16 protein-coding genes are annotated in these 14,232 nt (G+C 67.0%); 11 read left to right on the top strand and 5 right to left on the bottom strand.

Annotation, left to right across the window (positions count from 1 at the left end; all coding sequences use genetic code 11):
- Positions 1–127 precede the first annotated feature (127 nt).
- The 5 genes from TVNIR_RS02595 to TVNIR_RS02575 all read left to right on the top strand — a co-directional run bounded on the left by TVNIR_RS02595 (position 128) and on the right by TVNIR_RS02575 (position 5,487).
- Positions 128–673: an ATP-dependent zinc protease family protein gene (locus TVNIR_RS02595; RefSeq protein ID WP_015257417.1), complete on the top strand. Its 546-nt coding sequence runs from the start codon at positions 128–130 to the stop codon at positions 671–673.
- Positions 670–2,199, top strand: coding sequence for an inactive transglutaminase family protein (locus TVNIR_RS02590; RefSeq protein WP_015257416.1), 1,530 nt, complete (start codon positions 670–672; stop codon positions 2,197–2,199). Before TVNIR_RS02595 ends, TVNIR_RS02590 begins: the two co-directional genes overlap by 4 nt.
- On the top strand, positions 2,199–3,152 hold the full coding sequence (locus TVNIR_RS02585; RefSeq protein WP_015257415.1) for an alpha-L-glutamate ligase-like protein: 954 nt from the start codon (positions 2,199–2,201) through the stop codon (positions 3,150–3,152). Before TVNIR_RS02590 ends, TVNIR_RS02585 begins: the two co-directional genes overlap by 1 nt.
- Before the next feature lie 74 nt (positions 3,153–3,226).
- A complete protein-coding gene (locus tag TVNIR_RS02580) occupies positions 3,227–4,234 on the top strand; it encodes a matrixin family metalloprotease (protein ID WP_083499323.1) in 1,008 nt (335 codons plus the stop codon).
- 5 nt (positions 4,235–4,239) lie between these two features.
- Positions 4,240–5,487, top strand: a complete 1,248-nt coding sequence (locus TVNIR_RS02575) for an FAD-dependent oxidoreductase (RefSeq protein ID WP_043740034.1) — start codon at positions 4,240–4,242, stop codon at positions 5,485–5,487.
- 44 nt (positions 5,488–5,531) lie between these two features.
- Here the strand turns inward: TVNIR_RS02575 and TVNIR_RS02570 are convergent, their stop codons facing one another.
- The 3 genes from TVNIR_RS02570 to TVNIR_RS02560 are packed head-to-tail and all read right to left on the bottom strand — an operon-like array spanning position 5,532 to position 7,818.
- Entirely contained in the window at positions 5,532–6,833 is a 1,302-nt protein-coding gene (locus TVNIR_RS02570; RefSeq protein WP_015257412.1) for an ATP-binding protein, read from the bottom strand.
- A complete protein-coding gene (locus TVNIR_RS02565) occupies positions 6,830–7,534 on the bottom strand; it encodes a response regulator transcription factor (RefSeq protein WP_015257411.1) in 705 nt (234 codons plus the stop codon). The genes TVNIR_RS02570 and TVNIR_RS02565 overlap by 4 nt, the downstream gene beginning before the upstream one ends.
- On the bottom strand, positions 7,531–7,818 hold the full coding sequence (locus TVNIR_RS02560; protein ID WP_015257410.1) for a PepSY domain-containing protein: 288 nt from the start codon (positions 7,816–7,818) through the stop codon (positions 7,531–7,533). Before TVNIR_RS02560 ends, TVNIR_RS02565 begins: the two co-directional genes overlap by 4 nt.
- Positions 7,819–8,203: 385 nt before the next feature.
- Between TVNIR_RS02560 and TVNIR_RS02555 the strand changes: the two genes are divergently transcribed.
- The 3 genes from TVNIR_RS02555 to TVNIR_RS02545 all read left to right on the top strand — a co-directional run bounded on the left by TVNIR_RS02555 (position 8,204) and on the right by TVNIR_RS02545 (position 10,543).
- Positions 8,204–8,593 carry a DUF3775 domain-containing protein gene (locus TVNIR_RS02555; protein ID WP_015257409.1) on the top strand — a complete coding sequence of 130 codons (390 nt, stop codon included), beginning with the start codon at positions 8,204–8,206 and terminating at the stop codon, positions 8,591–8,593.
- 327 nt (positions 8,594–8,920) lie between these two features.
- Positions 8,921–9,226, top strand: coding sequence for a c-type cytochrome (locus TVNIR_RS02550; protein ID WP_015257407.1), 306 nt, complete (start codon positions 8,921–8,923; stop codon positions 9,224–9,226).
- An 18-nt stretch (positions 9,227–9,244) separates the two neighbouring features.
- Positions 9,245–10,543: an NAD(P)/FAD-dependent oxidoreductase gene (locus tag TVNIR_RS02545; RefSeq protein WP_015257406.1), complete on the top strand. Its 1,299-nt coding sequence runs from the start codon at positions 9,245–9,247 to the stop codon at positions 10,541–10,543.
- 345 nt (positions 10,544–10,888) lie between these two features.
- On the opposite strand, the gene TVNIR_RS02540 is transcribed toward TVNIR_RS02545, so the two are convergent.
- Positions 10,889–11,092 carry a DUF465 domain-containing protein gene (locus tag TVNIR_RS02540; RefSeq protein WP_015257405.1) on the bottom strand — a complete coding sequence of 68 codons (204 nt, stop codon included), beginning with the start codon at positions 11,090–11,092 and terminating at the stop codon, positions 10,889–10,891.
- Positions 11,093–11,261: 169 nt separating this feature from the next.
- On the opposite strand from TVNIR_RS02540, the gene TVNIR_RS02535 reads away from it, so the two are divergent.
- A complete protein-coding gene (locus TVNIR_RS02535; RefSeq protein ID WP_043739130.1) occupies positions 11,262–12,038 on the top strand; it encodes an alpha/beta hydrolase family protein in 777 nt (258 codons plus the stop codon).
- Here the strand turns inward: TVNIR_RS02535 and TVNIR_RS02530 are convergent.
- A complete protein-coding gene (locus tag TVNIR_RS02530; RefSeq protein ID WP_015257403.1) occupies positions 12,029–12,772 on the bottom strand; it encodes a ferredoxin--NADP reductase in 744 nt (247 codons plus the stop codon). The two genes, TVNIR_RS02535 and TVNIR_RS02530, sit on opposite strands and share 10 nt — an antisense overlap.
- Positions 12,773–12,998: 226 nt before the next feature.
- Between TVNIR_RS02530 and TVNIR_RS02525 the strand changes: the two genes are divergently transcribed.
- Both TVNIR_RS02525 and TVNIR_RS02520 read left to right on the top strand, forming a co-directional pair.
- Entirely contained in the window at positions 12,999–13,580 is a 582-nt protein-coding gene (locus tag TVNIR_RS02525) for a thioredoxin family protein (RefSeq protein ID WP_015257402.1), read from the top strand.
- A gap of 69 nt (positions 13,581–13,649) precedes the next feature.
- Positions 13,650–14,192, top strand: a complete 543-nt coding sequence (locus TVNIR_RS02520) for a hypothetical protein (RefSeq protein WP_043739126.1) — start codon at positions 13,650–13,652, stop codon at positions 14,190–14,192.
- The last annotated feature ends 40 nt before the right edge of the window (positions 14,193–14,232 follow it).

Here is a 14,232-nt window from a genome sequence, read left to right as displayed (position 1 = left end):
GGCCGCCGCGGTCGAAATGCGGAAGGGTTCAAGGTCGGGCCGATCGGATTGCCGTATTCTGCAGGGTTCCCGGGATACGGCTGCAGTCTTCGGGCACCGCGTACCCGCGATGCGAATGGAGGAGCCGATGGCCCTGCCCGCCCTTTCCACCGTTCTACTGCCGGCACTGATCGCCACCGCCGCGGTGGCGGCAGGCGAACCCGACACCCGCACCATCCATGGCTGGGTGGAACGTATCCAGATCCTGCCGGAGGGCATTCCACTGAAGGCCAAGATGGACACCGGCGCCACGACGTCGTCGCTGAACGCGCTGAACAAGGAAAGGTTCGAGCGCGACGGCGAGCGCTGGATCGCATTCGACATCATCGACCCCGAAGATCCGGATGGCAAAGTCCGCATCGAACGCAGAATCACCCGCTTCGTGCGCATCATCCGCCACGACGGCGAGCACCAGCGCCGTCCGGTGGTATCGGTCGGCCTGTGCATGGGAACGCATTACCGCGAGGAAGAGATGAGCCTGATCGACCGCACGAAGCTGAACTACCAGGCGCTGGTCGGTCGCAATCACATGGAAGGCATCATCCTGGTCGACCCCGCCGAGACGTTCATTCAGCCCCCCCGCTGTGACACGGCCGAGGGGAACGAGGATCGTGATCCCGAGCGGGGCGCATGAGGCGCCTGCATCTCCCGCTGCTGATCCTGGTACTGCTCGGTCTCAGCCTGACGATCTTTTACCACAAGGCCTGGAACCTCGGCTTCCCGGTGCTTCCGGCGCAGACCACGGACAACTGGATCGTCGAGGCACGGGTGGCGTTCGAACCGACCGGCGGTGCCGTTACCGCGCGCGTGTTCCTGCCGCAGGATCCGCCGGGACTGGCACTGCTCGATGAGCATTTCGTGTCCCGCGGCTACGGGCTGACGACCGGCACGAACGGCGAGAACCGCGAGGCAGTCTGGACCACCCGAAGTCCCGCGGGGCGCCAGGTCCTCTATTACCGGGCCACCGTCTACCAGGTCGGGTCGTCGCTGCCCAACGATACCGACTACCCGGGCCCCGCGGCCCCGGTCGATCTGGAGGAACCGTTCCGGTCCGCGGCCCAGGCCGTGGTCGACCGGGTGCGCGGCCGATCCGCCGACATCACCAGCTTCGCCACGGTGCTGGTGCGCGACATGAACGTCTCGACCGACGAAAACATGGCGCTGTTCGTCTCGGCGGACGCCGGTGACCGCGAACGCGTACGCACCGCCATCGAGCTGCTGGCAGGCGCCCGGATCCCCGCGCGCATGGTCCACGGCCTGCAGCTTGCGGACCGCGCCCGGGATCTGCAGCCGCGCACCTGGCTCGAGGTGCACAACACGCGCGAATGGGTACCGATCAATCCCATGGACGGCAGCGTGGGCTACCCGAAGGATTTCCTCGTGTGGTGGTACGGCGATCACGAAGCGGTCGAACTGAACCGCGCCCGCAACCCGCAGATCAGCTTCGCGGTGACCCGCAACTTCCAGGACGCGGTGGACGCCGCGCAGCAGCGCGCGAAACTGATGAACTCGCGGCTGGTCGATTTCTCGCTGTTCGGCCTGCCGGTCCAGACCCAGAACATGTACCGCGTGCTGCTGATGGTCCCGGTCGGCGCGATGATCATCGTGCTGCTGCGCAACGTGGTCGGCGTGCAGACCTTCGGCACCTTCATGCCGGTGCTGATCGCACTGTCGTTCCGCGAAACCGAGCTGCTCGGCGGTGTGATCCTGTTCACCCTGATCGTATCGCTCGGCCTGGCAATCCGTTTCTATCTCGAACACCTGAAGCTCCTGCTCGTGCCCCGGCTGGCCGCGGTGGTCAGCATTGTGGTGATGCTGATGCTGGCGCTGAGCGTGCTCAGCCATCACCTGGGGATCGAGCACGGACTCGCGATCGCGCTGTTCCCGATGGTCATCCTCGCGATGACGATCGAGCGGATGTCCATCGTCTGGGAGGAACATGGCGCCGGCGATGCGATCCGACAGGGCATCGGCAGCCTGGTGGTCGCGGTGGCCGGTTACCTGCTGATGATCAACGTCTACATCGACCACCTGATCTTCGTGTTCCCCGAGCTGCTGCTGATCGTGCTCGCAGTCACCCTGCTGCTCGGGCGGTACACCGGGTACCGCCTCTCCGAACTGTTGCGCTTCCGTGCGCTGGCCCGCAAGGAGGCGACTTGATGCGATGGTTCGCGACACCGGGCGAGCTGCGCCGGCGTGGGGTGCTGGGCATGAACCGGCGCAACACCGAGATGATCGCAACGCTGAACCCGCGCAGCCATTACCCGCTGGTGGACGACAAGCTGCAGACCAAGGAACTGGCCCTCGGCGCGGGCATTGCGGTCCCGGAGCTGTACGGCGTGATCGAGACCCAACACGACATCCGGCGCCTGTCGGCCATCGTCGCCGGACGCGACGACTTCGTGATCAAGCCCGCCCACGGGAGCGGCGGCAACGGGATCCTGGTCATCACCGGGCGCATGGGTGAGCGTTTTCGCAAGGCATCGGGCATGCTGGTGGACCTGGACGAAGTCAAGCACCACGTGTCCAACATCCTCAGCGGCATGTATAGCCTCGGCGGCCAGCCCGACCGGGCGATGATCGAGTACCGGGTACGTTTTGACCCGCTGTTCGCTGAAGTCAGCTTCCAGGGCGTACCGGATATCCGCACCGTGGTGTACAAGGGCTACCCGGTGATGGCCATGGTGCGGCTGCCCACCCGCGCCTCCGACGGCAAGGCCAATCTGCACCAGGGCGCGGTCGGCGCGGGCATCGACATCGCCACGGGCGTCACCGGGCACGGCGTCTGGCACAACGAGATCGTTCACCGGCATCCCGACACCGGCGCGTCGCTCGCGGGCATTGCCGTTCCGGGCTGGAACCGGTTGCTGGAACTGGCTGCTGGATGCCGGGAACTCATCGGCATGGGCTACCTTGGGGTCGACGTCGTGCTCGACCGGCAGTTCGGCCCATTGATTCTGGAACTGAACGCCCGACCGGGCCTCGCGGTGCAAACGGCCAACAGCCTCGGCCTGCTGGATCGGATCCGGGCCGTCGACACCCACCCGGCGCGCGATGCCGCCGACGCGGCCGGACGCGCCGCGTTCGTCCGGCAGTTGCCGGAACCCTCCTGAGGCCTCGTGCAGCTCGGTCGCGCGCACGCGGGCATTGGCCCTGGTGCACCGGTGCCCGCTAAAATCCTGACCCCATGCAACGATCGCTCCTGTCTGCCGCCTTCGCCTCCGGTTGCCTGCTGGCCGCCCTGTGGGTTCCCACGGGCACGGCGCAGACCGGCCTCTGGCCCGGCTTGTCCGCGACTTGCCAGTTGCCAGTGACGTACCGGATCGGCGAGCTCGACCCGCGCTTCGGCGTGCCCGACGCCGAACTGCGCGACATCCTGGACGACGCGATGGCCCTTTGGCAGGCAGAAAGCGGCCGCACGCTGTTCAAGGCCGATCGCTCCGGCTCGCTCGCCATCCACCTGCAGTACGATAAGCGCCAGGATCGATGGGAAGCGCGACAACAGGCCGAGCAGGCGCTCGAGCACGCACGCCAACGCTACGAGGTCCTGCGCGAGGAGCATGACACGCTGCGCCAGGCCCTCGAGACACGACAGGCCGCGTACCGGCAGCAGATCCAGCGCTACGAGTTGCGCCTGGCGGCGCACAACACGCGCGTCCGGCAATGGAACCGGGGCGAGATCGCGCACAACGCGGCCCGCGCCCGCCAGCTCGACCAGGAAGCGCAGGCACTCGAACGGCAGCGCCAGGCGCTCGAGGAACAGGCGGCGGCGGCGGAGCGATCCAGGCTGCGTGTGAATCAGAGCGTGGAGGCGATACGCGTGGCGGTCGAAGATCTGAACCGGCAGGTGGCATACCTGAACGAACGCTTCGCCGCGGAGCCCGGCTACGACAAGGCGCGCTACACCCGGCGCCAGCGGGGCGGCGTGGTCACGCACAGCATCACCGTCTACCAGTTTCACGACCGGGACGACCTGCGCCAGGTGCTCGCACATGAACTCGGCCATGCGCTCGGGATCTCCCATGTCGAAGATCCGGGTGCCCTGATGTACTACCGTATCACCGACCAGAACCGCGGCCTCACGCGCCTGACCGCCGCAGACCACCGCGCCCTGCGCGACGCCTGCGGGGTCGCGCTCGGAGGACCGCCCTCCGCCGGCACGATCGCGAGCGCAGCCGGGCCGAACAGGGAATGATGCCGATGCATGTAATCGTGATTGGGGCCGGGGTCACCGGAACCGCCACCGCCTGGTATCTGCGGGCCGCCGGCATCGACGTCACCCTCGTCGACGCCGCCGACCTGCCGGCGCGGGGCGCAAGCGCCGCCAACGGCGGCATGCTCCACGCCAGCCATGCCGAACCTTGGAATGCTCCCGGGGTCAGTTGGGATCTGCTGCGCTACGTCGGCCGCGACAGCTCGCCGCTGCTGCTGCGCCCGCGTGCCCTGCCCGGCATTCTGCCCTGGGGCATCGAGTTCCTCTGGAACAGCCGCCGTTCCCGCTTCGAACGCAATACCCTGCACAACGCCCGCCTCGCCGAATATGCGCTGCGCCAACTGCGCGACCTGCAGCGTCAGCTCCAGCTGGACTTCCAGTTCGTCGAGTCGGGAATCCTGAAGATCTTCCAGGATCCGGAAAGTCTTCGCAGGAACCGCAGCGCCAGCCAGGCCATGGCCGATGCCGGGGTTCGCTTCGAGGACTGGGACTCCGAGCGCGTCGCGGCCGAAGAACCGGCACTCGCGCCGATTGCGCACCGCCTGTGCGGCGCGTTATATTTCCCGGACGATGCGATCGGCAATGCTGCGGCCTTCACCCGCGAGCTCGCCACCGCCGCGCAACACGCCGGCGTACGCTGGTGCCCGAACACGCGGGTCACCAGATGGCGGCTGTTCCGGGGGCACATCAACGGGGTGGAGACCTCGGCCGGTCCGATGGCAGCCGACGCCGTGGTGCTGGCCTCCGGTTTCGCCGCTCCCGAATTGCTTCGGCAGCTGGGCCTGCGCCTGCCGGTGGCCCCGGTGAAGGGCTACTCGCTGACCCTCGACCTTCCCGAGGTCTGGCGCCCCAGACTGCCAATCATCGACGACGCAAACAAGGTGGTGCTGACCCCACTCGGCGGCCAGCTGCGCCTCGCCGGAACCGCCGAGTTCACCGGCACGGACCTGCGCCTGAACCCCTCGCGCGTGGCGAACGTGCTCGCGCAATGCCGGCGCACCCTGCCCCGGCTACCCGAGTATTTCGATGCCGCGACGATGGAACCCTGGACCGGACTGCGGCCGATGAGCGCTCGCGGCACGCCGATCCTCGGGCCCACCCGGGTACCCGGCCTGTTCCTGAACACCGGCGCGGGCCACCTCGGCTGGACCTTCGCCTGTGGCTCCGCCTGTCTGCTGCGCGACAGCGTACTGGGCGTCGATCCAGCCCTGCCGCTGGATCCGTTCCTGCTGTAGAGGGCACCCGGGCTCGGGGTGGTGGGCACGCTGCGCTTGGCCCACTAGTCACCCGGGAACATCATCCGGATGCGGGCTCCGCCAAGCTCCGGCGCGTGCTCGATGCTCAACTCGCCGCCGTGGTCCCGCACCAGCGTGAGCACGATATGCAGACCGAGCCCCTGCCCGCCGACGCGTGTATCCCTGCGCGTCCCGCGCTGCAGCACCTGCTCGCGTTCCGCCTCCGGAATACCCGGACCGTCGTCGTCGACGCAAAGGACCAGGTTTTTCGCGCCGCAGCCCAGGGTGACTCGGACCCGGGAACGCGCGTGGCGCAGCGCATTGTCGAGCACGTTACCCAGCAGTTCGAACAATGCACCGGTGTCGATGCGCAGCGTGCACTCCGGCTGCAGCACCGTCTCCAGCACGACCCCGTGATGGTCGGCCACGCGCTGCAACGCGGCGCAGGTGCGCTCGATCACCGGGGCCAACACCAGCGGGGCCTGAAACGGCGACGGCCCCAGGCGCTGCGCCTGGTTCAGCTCGTGCTCGATCATCTCCTGCATGCGCTCGATCTGCAACCGCATGTCGCTGCGCTCACCCACCCCCCTGTCCACGGCCAAGCGCAACGCCGATAGCGGGGTTTTCAGGCTGTGCGCCAGGTCCGCGAGTGCGTTGCCCTGACGCTGCAGGCGCTCGCGTTCGAATTCGAGCAGGGCGTTGATGCTGTCGGTCAGCATCCCGATCTCGCGCGGGTAACGACCTTCCAGCCGTCGGTTTTCCCCCAGGCGCAACGCCTCGAGATCCGCCCGCACCCGGCGCAGCGGCCGTAGTCCCCACAGGCCCAGCGCCAGCGCCTGCGCCGCCATCAGCAGCGCGGTCAGCAGGGCCAGCGCACCCCATAGAGTGCGGCGGTAACGATCGATCTGGGCGATGTACGCCTCGCGGTCCTCGAGCACCTGGAACGTCAGCGGAAACGACTGCTCCGGCAATTCCCAGCGCACCGTCATTTCGTGCTGAAACATCTGCCGCTCGCGCCAGTCGCCGAGGGCCACCCCGAGCGCCGACGGCGAGCGCCAGAGTGTCTCGCCGTCCCGGTCGAGAATGCGCGCATAGAGCCCGCCCGCGGGCAACGACAGGCGGGCCTCGGGCAGCAGCTCGGGCAACCGCACTTCGTGCGGGCCGGACACCTCGACCACCCCCATCAACAGCAGCAGCTGCGCTTCCAGGCGCGTCATCACCGCGTCCTCGGCGTTCTCGCGAAAAGCCCGTTCGAGCAGCGTGGCGGTTATCAGGAAGAACACTGCGATCACGGCCACGGTCACCAGCGTGATGCGCAGCGTCAGGCTCAGGCCGGGCGCGCTCATGTGCCGGAACTGCGCGCCTCGGCCGGCTGCAGTGTGAATCGGTAGCCGCGCCCGCGCAGTGTCTCGATCACGCCCAGGCGCCCGTCCGGATCGAGCTTGCGCCGCAAGCGACCGATCAGCACCTCGATCACGTTGCTCTCGCGGTCGTCATCGTGTTCGTAGAGGTAGTCGGCGAGCATATCCTTGCTCAGCGGGCGCCCGGCCTGCCGCACCAGCTGCAAGAGCAGCCGATACTCGAAAGTGGTCAGGGTCACCGCCTCACCGTGCACCAGCACGGTATCGGTCGCTGTGTCGATGACCAGCGGACCGAAGTCCAGGCGTTCCTGGCCATCCTGCAGGCTACGCCGCACCAGGGCGCGCAACCGTGCCTGCAACTCCTCGACGTGAAACGGCTTGGTCAGGTAGTCGTCCGCCCCCGCCTCGAGGCCTTCCACCTTGTCCTGCCAGCGATCCCGGGCGGTCAGAACCAGGATCGGAAGACGGGCATTGACCGCCCGGGCCCGGCGGATCACTTCGAGGCCGTCGAGCCCCGGCAGGCCGAGATCGACGATCGCGATGTCGCAGGGGTACTCGGTCAGCTGGTATAGCCCGTCCTTTCCGTCTGCAGTCCGATCCACGCGCCAGCCGGCCGCACTCAAGGCATCGGCCAGGCGCTCCCGCAGCGAATCGTCGTCCTCGATCAGCACCACACGCAGATTCACGGCTGCGCCCCCTCGGCCCCGGGGATCTCGAAGGTACGCACCTGCTGATCCTGGGTCAGCAACCGGATCCGGTAGACCACGCGATCGTTGCTGCGCTCGGACCGGGCCGACAGGATACGTCCCCCGTGCGCACGCTCCACCTGCGCCACCGCCTCCTCCAGGCTGGCCGGAGCGTCACGCGCCAGACCGGTCGCCGGCAGCATGATCAGCAACAGCAGGGTCATCAGCACGACCGGCGCGGCCCGGCCGATGCGGCGGGCTTTCTCGATTGGATCCAGTTGCATGCTCCTATCTCCAGAGATCTCCCGCATCCCTCGACACACTCCCGGGCCGGCGATCGATCGCGGACTGCGGGTCTGCCTTTGCGAATGCAGCCCCGGGGGCTGCGTATTACACTAGAAGCCTAGCCTGAACCCCGTCTGAAAACGACCAGGGCAATGGCCGGCCGCCAGGGAGCGCTGATAGATTCGTCATCGCGAGGAGCGAAGCGACGTGGTGATCCATAAGGCAATGATTTCGTTGGCGCCGCTTGGATTGCCGCGCTTCGCTCGCAATGACAGGGCCCTTTGTTCAGCGTTTCCCTAGTACCGATCGGAGCATCCTGATTGCGGTGCGTTGCGAAAGAGCGCGGGGAAGCTTTCGCAACATCCTGCAAAGGGAGAGGTGTCCATGCTCAGCATCAACCTCGATACCGTGCTTTGGGTCGTGCGCGCAACCCGCGAGTTCCACGCGAAGGAAGAGGTTGTTTTCCCCGACGATTCGCCGGACGGCAACGACGGCGACTGGGCCATGCAGATTCTCGCCGACCACGGGAGCGACCTGACCCTGCAGGAACTCCGCATCGGGCTGCGCGGGCTCGAACCCGGACAGCAGGCCGAGCTGCTGGCGCTGAAATGGCTGGGTCGCGGCGATTACGGGTCCTCCGAATGGGAGGAGGCGAAACGGGAAGCGCTGGAAAACTGGTCGCCGGAGGTAATGGACCGCCTGATCGCGACCCCGTTGATCTCCGAGTACCTGCTCGAAGCACTGGATATCCTCGGAATCGAGCACGAGGAATGACGCGAGGCCGTCTGGCGCCCTATCGTAAGCGATGGGTGCCGGCTGGCCGAAAGCATGGGGGAAATCGCTGGAAATCAGTGGATTCAAAGTCTAGGCTACCTACTTGGGGTTAATTCAGCCTCAACGGGTTCCCGGTACCCGATCGCCCAGTAGCGATCCGGGTAAGCCCCACGGTCCTGCCGGAAACAGCCCGCTGCCGCCATGGAGAGCGGTCGCGGCGCCGGTGCCGGGATCCCGCACGCAAGAAGAAAAGCGGACAGCGATCAATCCGAAGTGCCACTCGAAACGATCCCAGTCCAGAACCTTAATCGGAGGAGCCCAGACTTTATGAAACGTTCCCGAATTCTCGCTGCGGGCCTCGCGGCGTCCCTGGCAACGGCGGCCTTCGTGCCTCAGGCCACGGCCGAGGTCACCCGGGGTGCATTGCTCACCACCTCCTGCTTTTCCTGTCACAGCATCGACGGCACCGGCAACATGCCCGGCCTGGTCGGTTACCCGCGCGACCTGATGATCTCGCAGATGCAGGCCTTCAAGGACGGCTCGCGTCCGGGCACGATCATGAACCGTCATGCGCGGGGCTACACGGACGAGGAAATCGTCCTGATGGCCGACTACTTCTCGACCATCGAATAACGCAGGGGGACAGCACAAATGGCAAACGTTACACGTCGTAATTTTCTCAAGGCCATCGGCATCGGCGGTGCCGCGGCAGCGACCGGGTTCGGCTGCGCGGCCAATGGCACAGTCGCCGATGCACGCAGCGCCCACGTGGTCGTCGTGGGCGGCGGCTCCGGTGGGGCCACTGCGGCCAAGTACCTGAAACGCTTCTCGCCCGAGATGCAGGTGACGCTGATCGAACCCAACGCCACCTATTACACCTGCTACGGCAGCAACTGGGTAATTGGCGGTCATGCCTTGATGGACGACATCAAGCACACCTACGGCGCCCTGAAGGACCGCCATGGTGTAAACGTGGTCCAGGACACCGTGACCGAGGTCGACCCGGCACGCCGGACCGTGCGGACCGCGGGCGGCGCGACGATGAACTACGACCGGCTGATCATGTCGCCGGGGATCGACTTTCGCTACGACGCGGTGCCGGGCATCACCGCGGCCGACGCCGAGCGCATCCCGCATGCCTGGAAGGCCGGCGAGCAGACCCGGTTGCTGCGCAGCCAGCTCGAAGCGATGCCCAACGGCGGCGTATTCGTGATGGTGGCCCCCGGCAACCCGTTTCGCTGCCCGCCAGGGCCGTACGAAAGGGCGTCGATGGTCGCACACTACTTCAAGCAGGCGAAGCCGCGTTCGAAGATCATCATCCTCGACAACAAGGAGAACTTCTCCAAGCAGGGGCTGTTCATGTCCGGCTGGGAGCAGCACTACGGCGAAATGATCGAGTGGGTGCCGAGTTCCCAGGGTGGACAGGTCGAGGAGATCGACGCTGCCAACCTGACCGCCATCTCCGACGCCGGTTTCACCCGGATCAAGGCCGACGTGCTGAACTACATCCCGCCGCAGAGTGCGGGTGCGATCGCCCAGCAGGCGGGGCTGGTCGGCGACACCTTCTGGTGCCCGGTGAATCAGCTGACCTTCGAGTCCAGCATCCACCCGGGAATCTACGTGATCGGCGATTCGAGCGTTGCCGGGGCGATGCCCAAGTCGGGGCATTCGGCGAACAACCAAGCAAAGGTGGCCGCGGCCGCGATCGTGCGCGAACTCTCCGGACAGGAGCCGCTGATGCCGTCGACGGCCAACACCTGCTACAGCCTGATCACGCCCGATCACGCGATCAGCGTCGCGGCCGTGTATGCGTACAAGGACGGCACGATTTCGGCGGTCGAAGGCGCGGGCGGTGTCAGCCCGGCCGACGCGCCGGCGTCGTTCCGCCAGCAGGAGGCCCTCTACACCAAGGGCTGGTACGACGGCATTACCGCCGACATCTGGGGCTAACACGGGCCCGACTGCCGATACGGCGCTCCGGGGCTTGCCCCGGAGCGCCGTTTGCGTTTCAGGTGTCCTGATTATCACGAACCTCCGCAGCGAGTGCGACGCCGTGCGGCATCGGTCGTCATTGCGAGCGTAGCGCGGCACCAATGCGCGCAGCGCATTGAACAGCCAAAGGCTGGCCCGCAGGGTGAGCGCAGCGAAGAATCCAGGCGGCATGGGGAAGACCATCTCCGCTTGGATCGCCACGTCCCGCCACGCTGCGCTCGCGGCTAAAGGCTTCGCTCCTCGCGATGACGGTGGTTTCGATGACGGCCCGTTCCAATTTGCGGAGCTTCCCTGATAATCAGGTCAGGCGTTGAGATCGGGGATCAGGCGACTGCGCAGGCGGGCGAGCGCGTCCTTCAGTAGCAATTTGCGCTTCTTCAACCGCCGCAATGCGAACAGATCGGGCGCGGCCGTCTGCTGCAGCGCCTGGATTGCGCTCTCCAGCGCCTGATGCTCGGCCTCGAGTTCCACGATCCGCGCGCGCAGTTCACCCTCGTCGTCGACCACGGAACCCCCTGCTGCATCCGGAACGGCTCGCGTATCATCTCAGAGCTCGGGCATGGCCGCCATCACGCACCCATGCGGCGGGGGCCCCGGCCCGCAGGCCCCACCGGCGCTGCCACTGCTGGCAGGCGCGCGAGCGGATGCCGGCGCAGACATCGCAACCGGAGCTGACATGGGCATCAGGAACAGGGCGTTGCCGATCGACACCCCGAGGGGGATCCGTCTGAGCGGTGTGGTGGTAGAACCCGAGGGCATCCCGGTGGGGCAGGTCTGCATCGCCCATTGCTTTGCCTGTTCCAAGGACTTCCCGGCCACGGTGCGGCTTGCGCGCGCCCTCGCCCAGGAGGGCATCGTCGTGCTGCGCTTCGATTTCATGGGCCTTGGCGAGGCACAGGGCCGCTTCGGGGACAGCAGCTTCGCGACCTACTGCGAAGACCTCGGCGCCGCACTGGACGCATTCGACACCTACACCGGCTTCCCCACCGACCTGCTGATCGGCCACAGCTTCGGCGGCGCGATGGCGCTTGCGCTGGCCGGGAATCGCGACGAATTGCAGGGGGTCGTGACCATCGCCGCACCGGCGGAACCGGGCCACGTGACCCGGCTGTTCGAAGCACGGGCGCGCGGGATCCGCGAGACCGGTTCGGCGGAGGTGGATATCGGCGGACGCACGATCATGATCGGCCGGGAATTCATGGACTCCGTCGAGGAGCAGCATCTCGACGATGCGCTGCCGGCGCTGGGGCGCCCGCTGCTGGTGCTGCATTCGCCGAAGGACAGCGTGGTCGGAATCGATCACGCGCGCCGGATCTTCGAGCGCGCGCGGCATCCCAAGAGTTTCGTCGCGCTGCACCGTGCGGATCACCTGCTGACGCGCCCGGAACATACCGCGTACGTCGCGCGGCTGATCCACGCCTGGGCCTACGACCTGCTACGCCCTCACCAGTAATTTTCCACCGTGACCTGGCCCGGCATGCCACGCCGGAGCCGCTGCAACCCGCGTGCACGCAGCACCGCCTGCGTGTCGCGCACCATATCGGGGCTGCCGCAGATCATCACCTGCGAGTGATCCGCACCGATTTCCAGGCCTGCAAGCGCCTCGAGCTGACCGTCGTCGAGCGCCGACGGGATCCGCGCCCGCAGCAGACCCGGCCTGTCCTCGCGACTGATCATCTGAACATAGCGGAACCGTTCCGGATCACGCAGCGTGAATCCCGCGATCGTCTCCTGGTACGCGAGTTCGTTCGCGTGGCGCACCGAATGCACGAGGCGGATCGAACCGAAGCGTTGCCAGGGCTCGTCGGTGCCGAGCATGGACAGGAACGGACCAAGCCCGGTGCCGGTCGCCAGCAACCACAGGTCGACCGCATCCGGTATCGCATCCAGCGTGAACAACCCGCTCGAGCGCGGCATCAACTCGACCGTATCCCCCGGCGCCAACTCGATCAGGCGGTTGCTCAGCGGTCCACCGGGTACCGTGATCAGATAGAACTCGAGCGGGCGGGTGCCGGGAGGATTCACGTATGAATAGGGACGCGCGACGAGTTCGCCGTCGACCATCAGGCGCAGGCGGTTGTACTGCCCCGCGCGGAACGGCTCCACCTCCGCGTCGACGCACAGGCTGAAGGTGCGGTCGGTCCACCGCGTCAGTTTCGTTACCTCTCCGACCACCCAGCCTGACATGGACTCACGCTCCGTACTCGCCGTCGACATCCGCCCGCGCCCGGATGGTGGTGACGGATCCCGTTACTCTCCCGGCGCGGCTCGGACCGGGAACCATGGCGGCGCGCCGCGGGGGTTTCAAGGCTCCCGCACCAATCACCGCGTTTTCGGACGGGCACGGGCCTGCGGTCGCGTCCGAACGTATAATTGCCGTCTCCTGGAAACAAACCATGACCGCGGAGCACCCATGGCACGTACACCCTCGCAGATGATCGACCTGGGCACCGAAGCCCCGAACTTCCGCCTGCCCGACGTCGTTTCCGGCAACACCATCGGTCTGGACGCCTTTCCGGATGCGAAGGGCTTCATGATCGCATTCATCTGCAACCATTGCCCGTTCGTACAGCTCATCCGCCACGAATTCGCGCGTTACGGCCGCGAATACTCGGACAAGGGCATCGCGGTGATCGCGATCAACTCCAACGACATCCAGGCCCACCCGGAAGACGGACCCGACGCGATGCGCGACGATGCACGCCGTTTCGGCTACACCTTCCCGTACTGCCTGGACGAAGCTCAGTCAGTCGCCAGGGCCTACCAGGCCGCCTGCACCCCGGACCTGTACCTGTTCGATGCCAACCGCAAGCTCGTCTACCGCGGCCAGTTCGACGACGCCCGCCCGGGCAGCGAGATCCCGGTCACCGGCAATGACCTGCGCGCGGCCACCGACGCACTGCTCGCCGGGCAGGCGGTTGCCACCGAACAGAAGGCGAGCCTCGGGTGCAACATCAAGTGGAAGCCGGGCAACGAGCCCGACTACTACGGCTGACACAGGGGGGGCTGGTGCGGACCCCCACCGGACCGCACGGGCCCACGGCTGCGGGTACGGGTCGGGACCATGCCACCGAGCAACATCCTCCGGGGCCCCGGGATCGCTTCCTGGACCTGCCCCTCGTGCCGCGAGGCCGTGCCGCGGCTGTTGCCGACCGGGCAGCGCAACCGCGTACGCCTGGACGAGCGGCGGATGTTCCTGCCCGACCCGCAGATCCGTGCCGCGCTCGCCCGGGTTCCGGGGCCACGCGCTGGCGAGATCTGCGTCGCCTGTTCCGAGGCCTACCAGGAACTGCTGGGCAGCCTGATCCGCCCGCCCTGGGAAGATGGCGATGCACGTGCAAGCCCGGGGCTGAACGATACCGGCATCATCGGGGCCCTGCTGCCGATCGCCGGGCGCGGCACCCGAGTGCTGATCTTCCACGTGGTCAGCGGCACCTTGGTCAACACCGAATGCGAGGATCTGCGCCAGCTGATCCCCGACCGCATCACCTATCCCGGAAGCCGCGGCGCGATCGCCCCCCTGGTCTGGACGTTGTACCAGCAACACCTGGCCGACCTGCACGCCGCGGCCGGGCCCGACAACCCGCCCGGCGGCCACCTTCCATGAACCCGGGTGCAGCCCGCCCGGCTCGACCCGGCGGCGGTAC

Origin of the sequence: Thioalkalivibrio nitratireducens DSM 14787 (assembly GCF_000321415.2) — a bacterium.
In the GTDB taxonomy this organism is placed as follows: domain Bacteria; phylum Pseudomonadota; class Gammaproteobacteria; order Ectothiorhodospirales; family Ectothiorhodospiraceae; genus Thioalkalivibrio; species Thioalkalivibrio nitratireducens.
The sequence above is the reverse complement of the archived record's forward strand: the minus strand, read 5'-3'. Positions and strand labels throughout refer to the sequence as shown.

Bases quoted from the DNA above. Each gene is read 5' to 3' on its own strand.
- TVNIR_RS02545 (WP_015257406.1), top strand. From the start codon at position 9,245: ATGGCAAACGTTACACGTCGTAATTTTCTCAAGGCCATCGGCATCGGC.
- TVNIR_RS02535 (WP_043739130.1), top strand. From the start codon at position 11,262: ATGGGCATCAGGAACAGGGCGTTGCCGATCGACACCCCGAGGGGGATC.
- TVNIR_RS02525 (WP_015257402.1), top strand. From the start codon at position 12,999: ATGGCACGTACACCCTCGCAGATGATCGACCTGGGCACCGAAGCCCCG.
- TVNIR_RS02575 (WP_043740034.1), top strand. From the start codon at position 4,240: ATGCATGTAATCGTGATTGGGGCCGGGGTCACCGGAACCGCCACCGCC.
- TVNIR_RS02520 (WP_043739126.1), top strand. From the start codon at position 13,650: ATGCCACCGAGCAACATCCTCCGGGGCCCCGGGATCGCTTCCTGGACC.
- TVNIR_RS02550 (WP_015257407.1), top strand. From the start codon at position 8,921: ATGAAACGTTCCCGAATTCTCGCTGCGGGCCTCGCGGCGTCCCTGGCA.
- TVNIR_RS02530 (WP_015257403.1), bottom strand. From the start codon at position 12,772: ATGTCAGGCTGGGTGGTCGGAGAGGTAACGAAACTGACGCGGTGGACC.
- TVNIR_RS02590 (WP_015257416.1), top strand. From the start codon at position 670: ATGAGGCGCCTGCATCTCCCGCTGCTGATCCTGGTACTGCTCGGTCTC.
- TVNIR_RS02585 (WP_015257415.1), top strand. From the start codon at position 2,199: ATGCGATGGTTCGCGACACCGGGCGAGCTGCGCCGGCGTGGGGTGCTG.
- TVNIR_RS02580 (WP_083499323.1), top strand. From the start codon at position 3,227: ATGCAACGATCGCTCCTGTCTGCCGCCTTCGCCTCCGGTTGCCTGCTG.
- TVNIR_RS02570 (WP_015257412.1), bottom strand. From the start codon at position 6,833: ATGAGCGCGCCCGGCCTGAGCCTGACGCTGCGCATCACGCTGGTGACC.
- TVNIR_RS02555 (WP_015257409.1), top strand. From the start codon at position 8,204: ATGCTCAGCATCAACCTCGATACCGTGCTTTGGGTCGTGCGCGCAACC.
- TVNIR_RS02560 (WP_015257410.1), bottom strand. From the start codon at position 7,818: ATGCAACTGGATCCAATCGAGAAAGCCCGCCGCATCGGCCGGGCCGCG.
- TVNIR_RS02595 (WP_015257417.1), top strand. From the start codon at position 128: ATGGCCCTGCCCGCCCTTTCCACCGTTCTACTGCCGGCACTGATCGCC.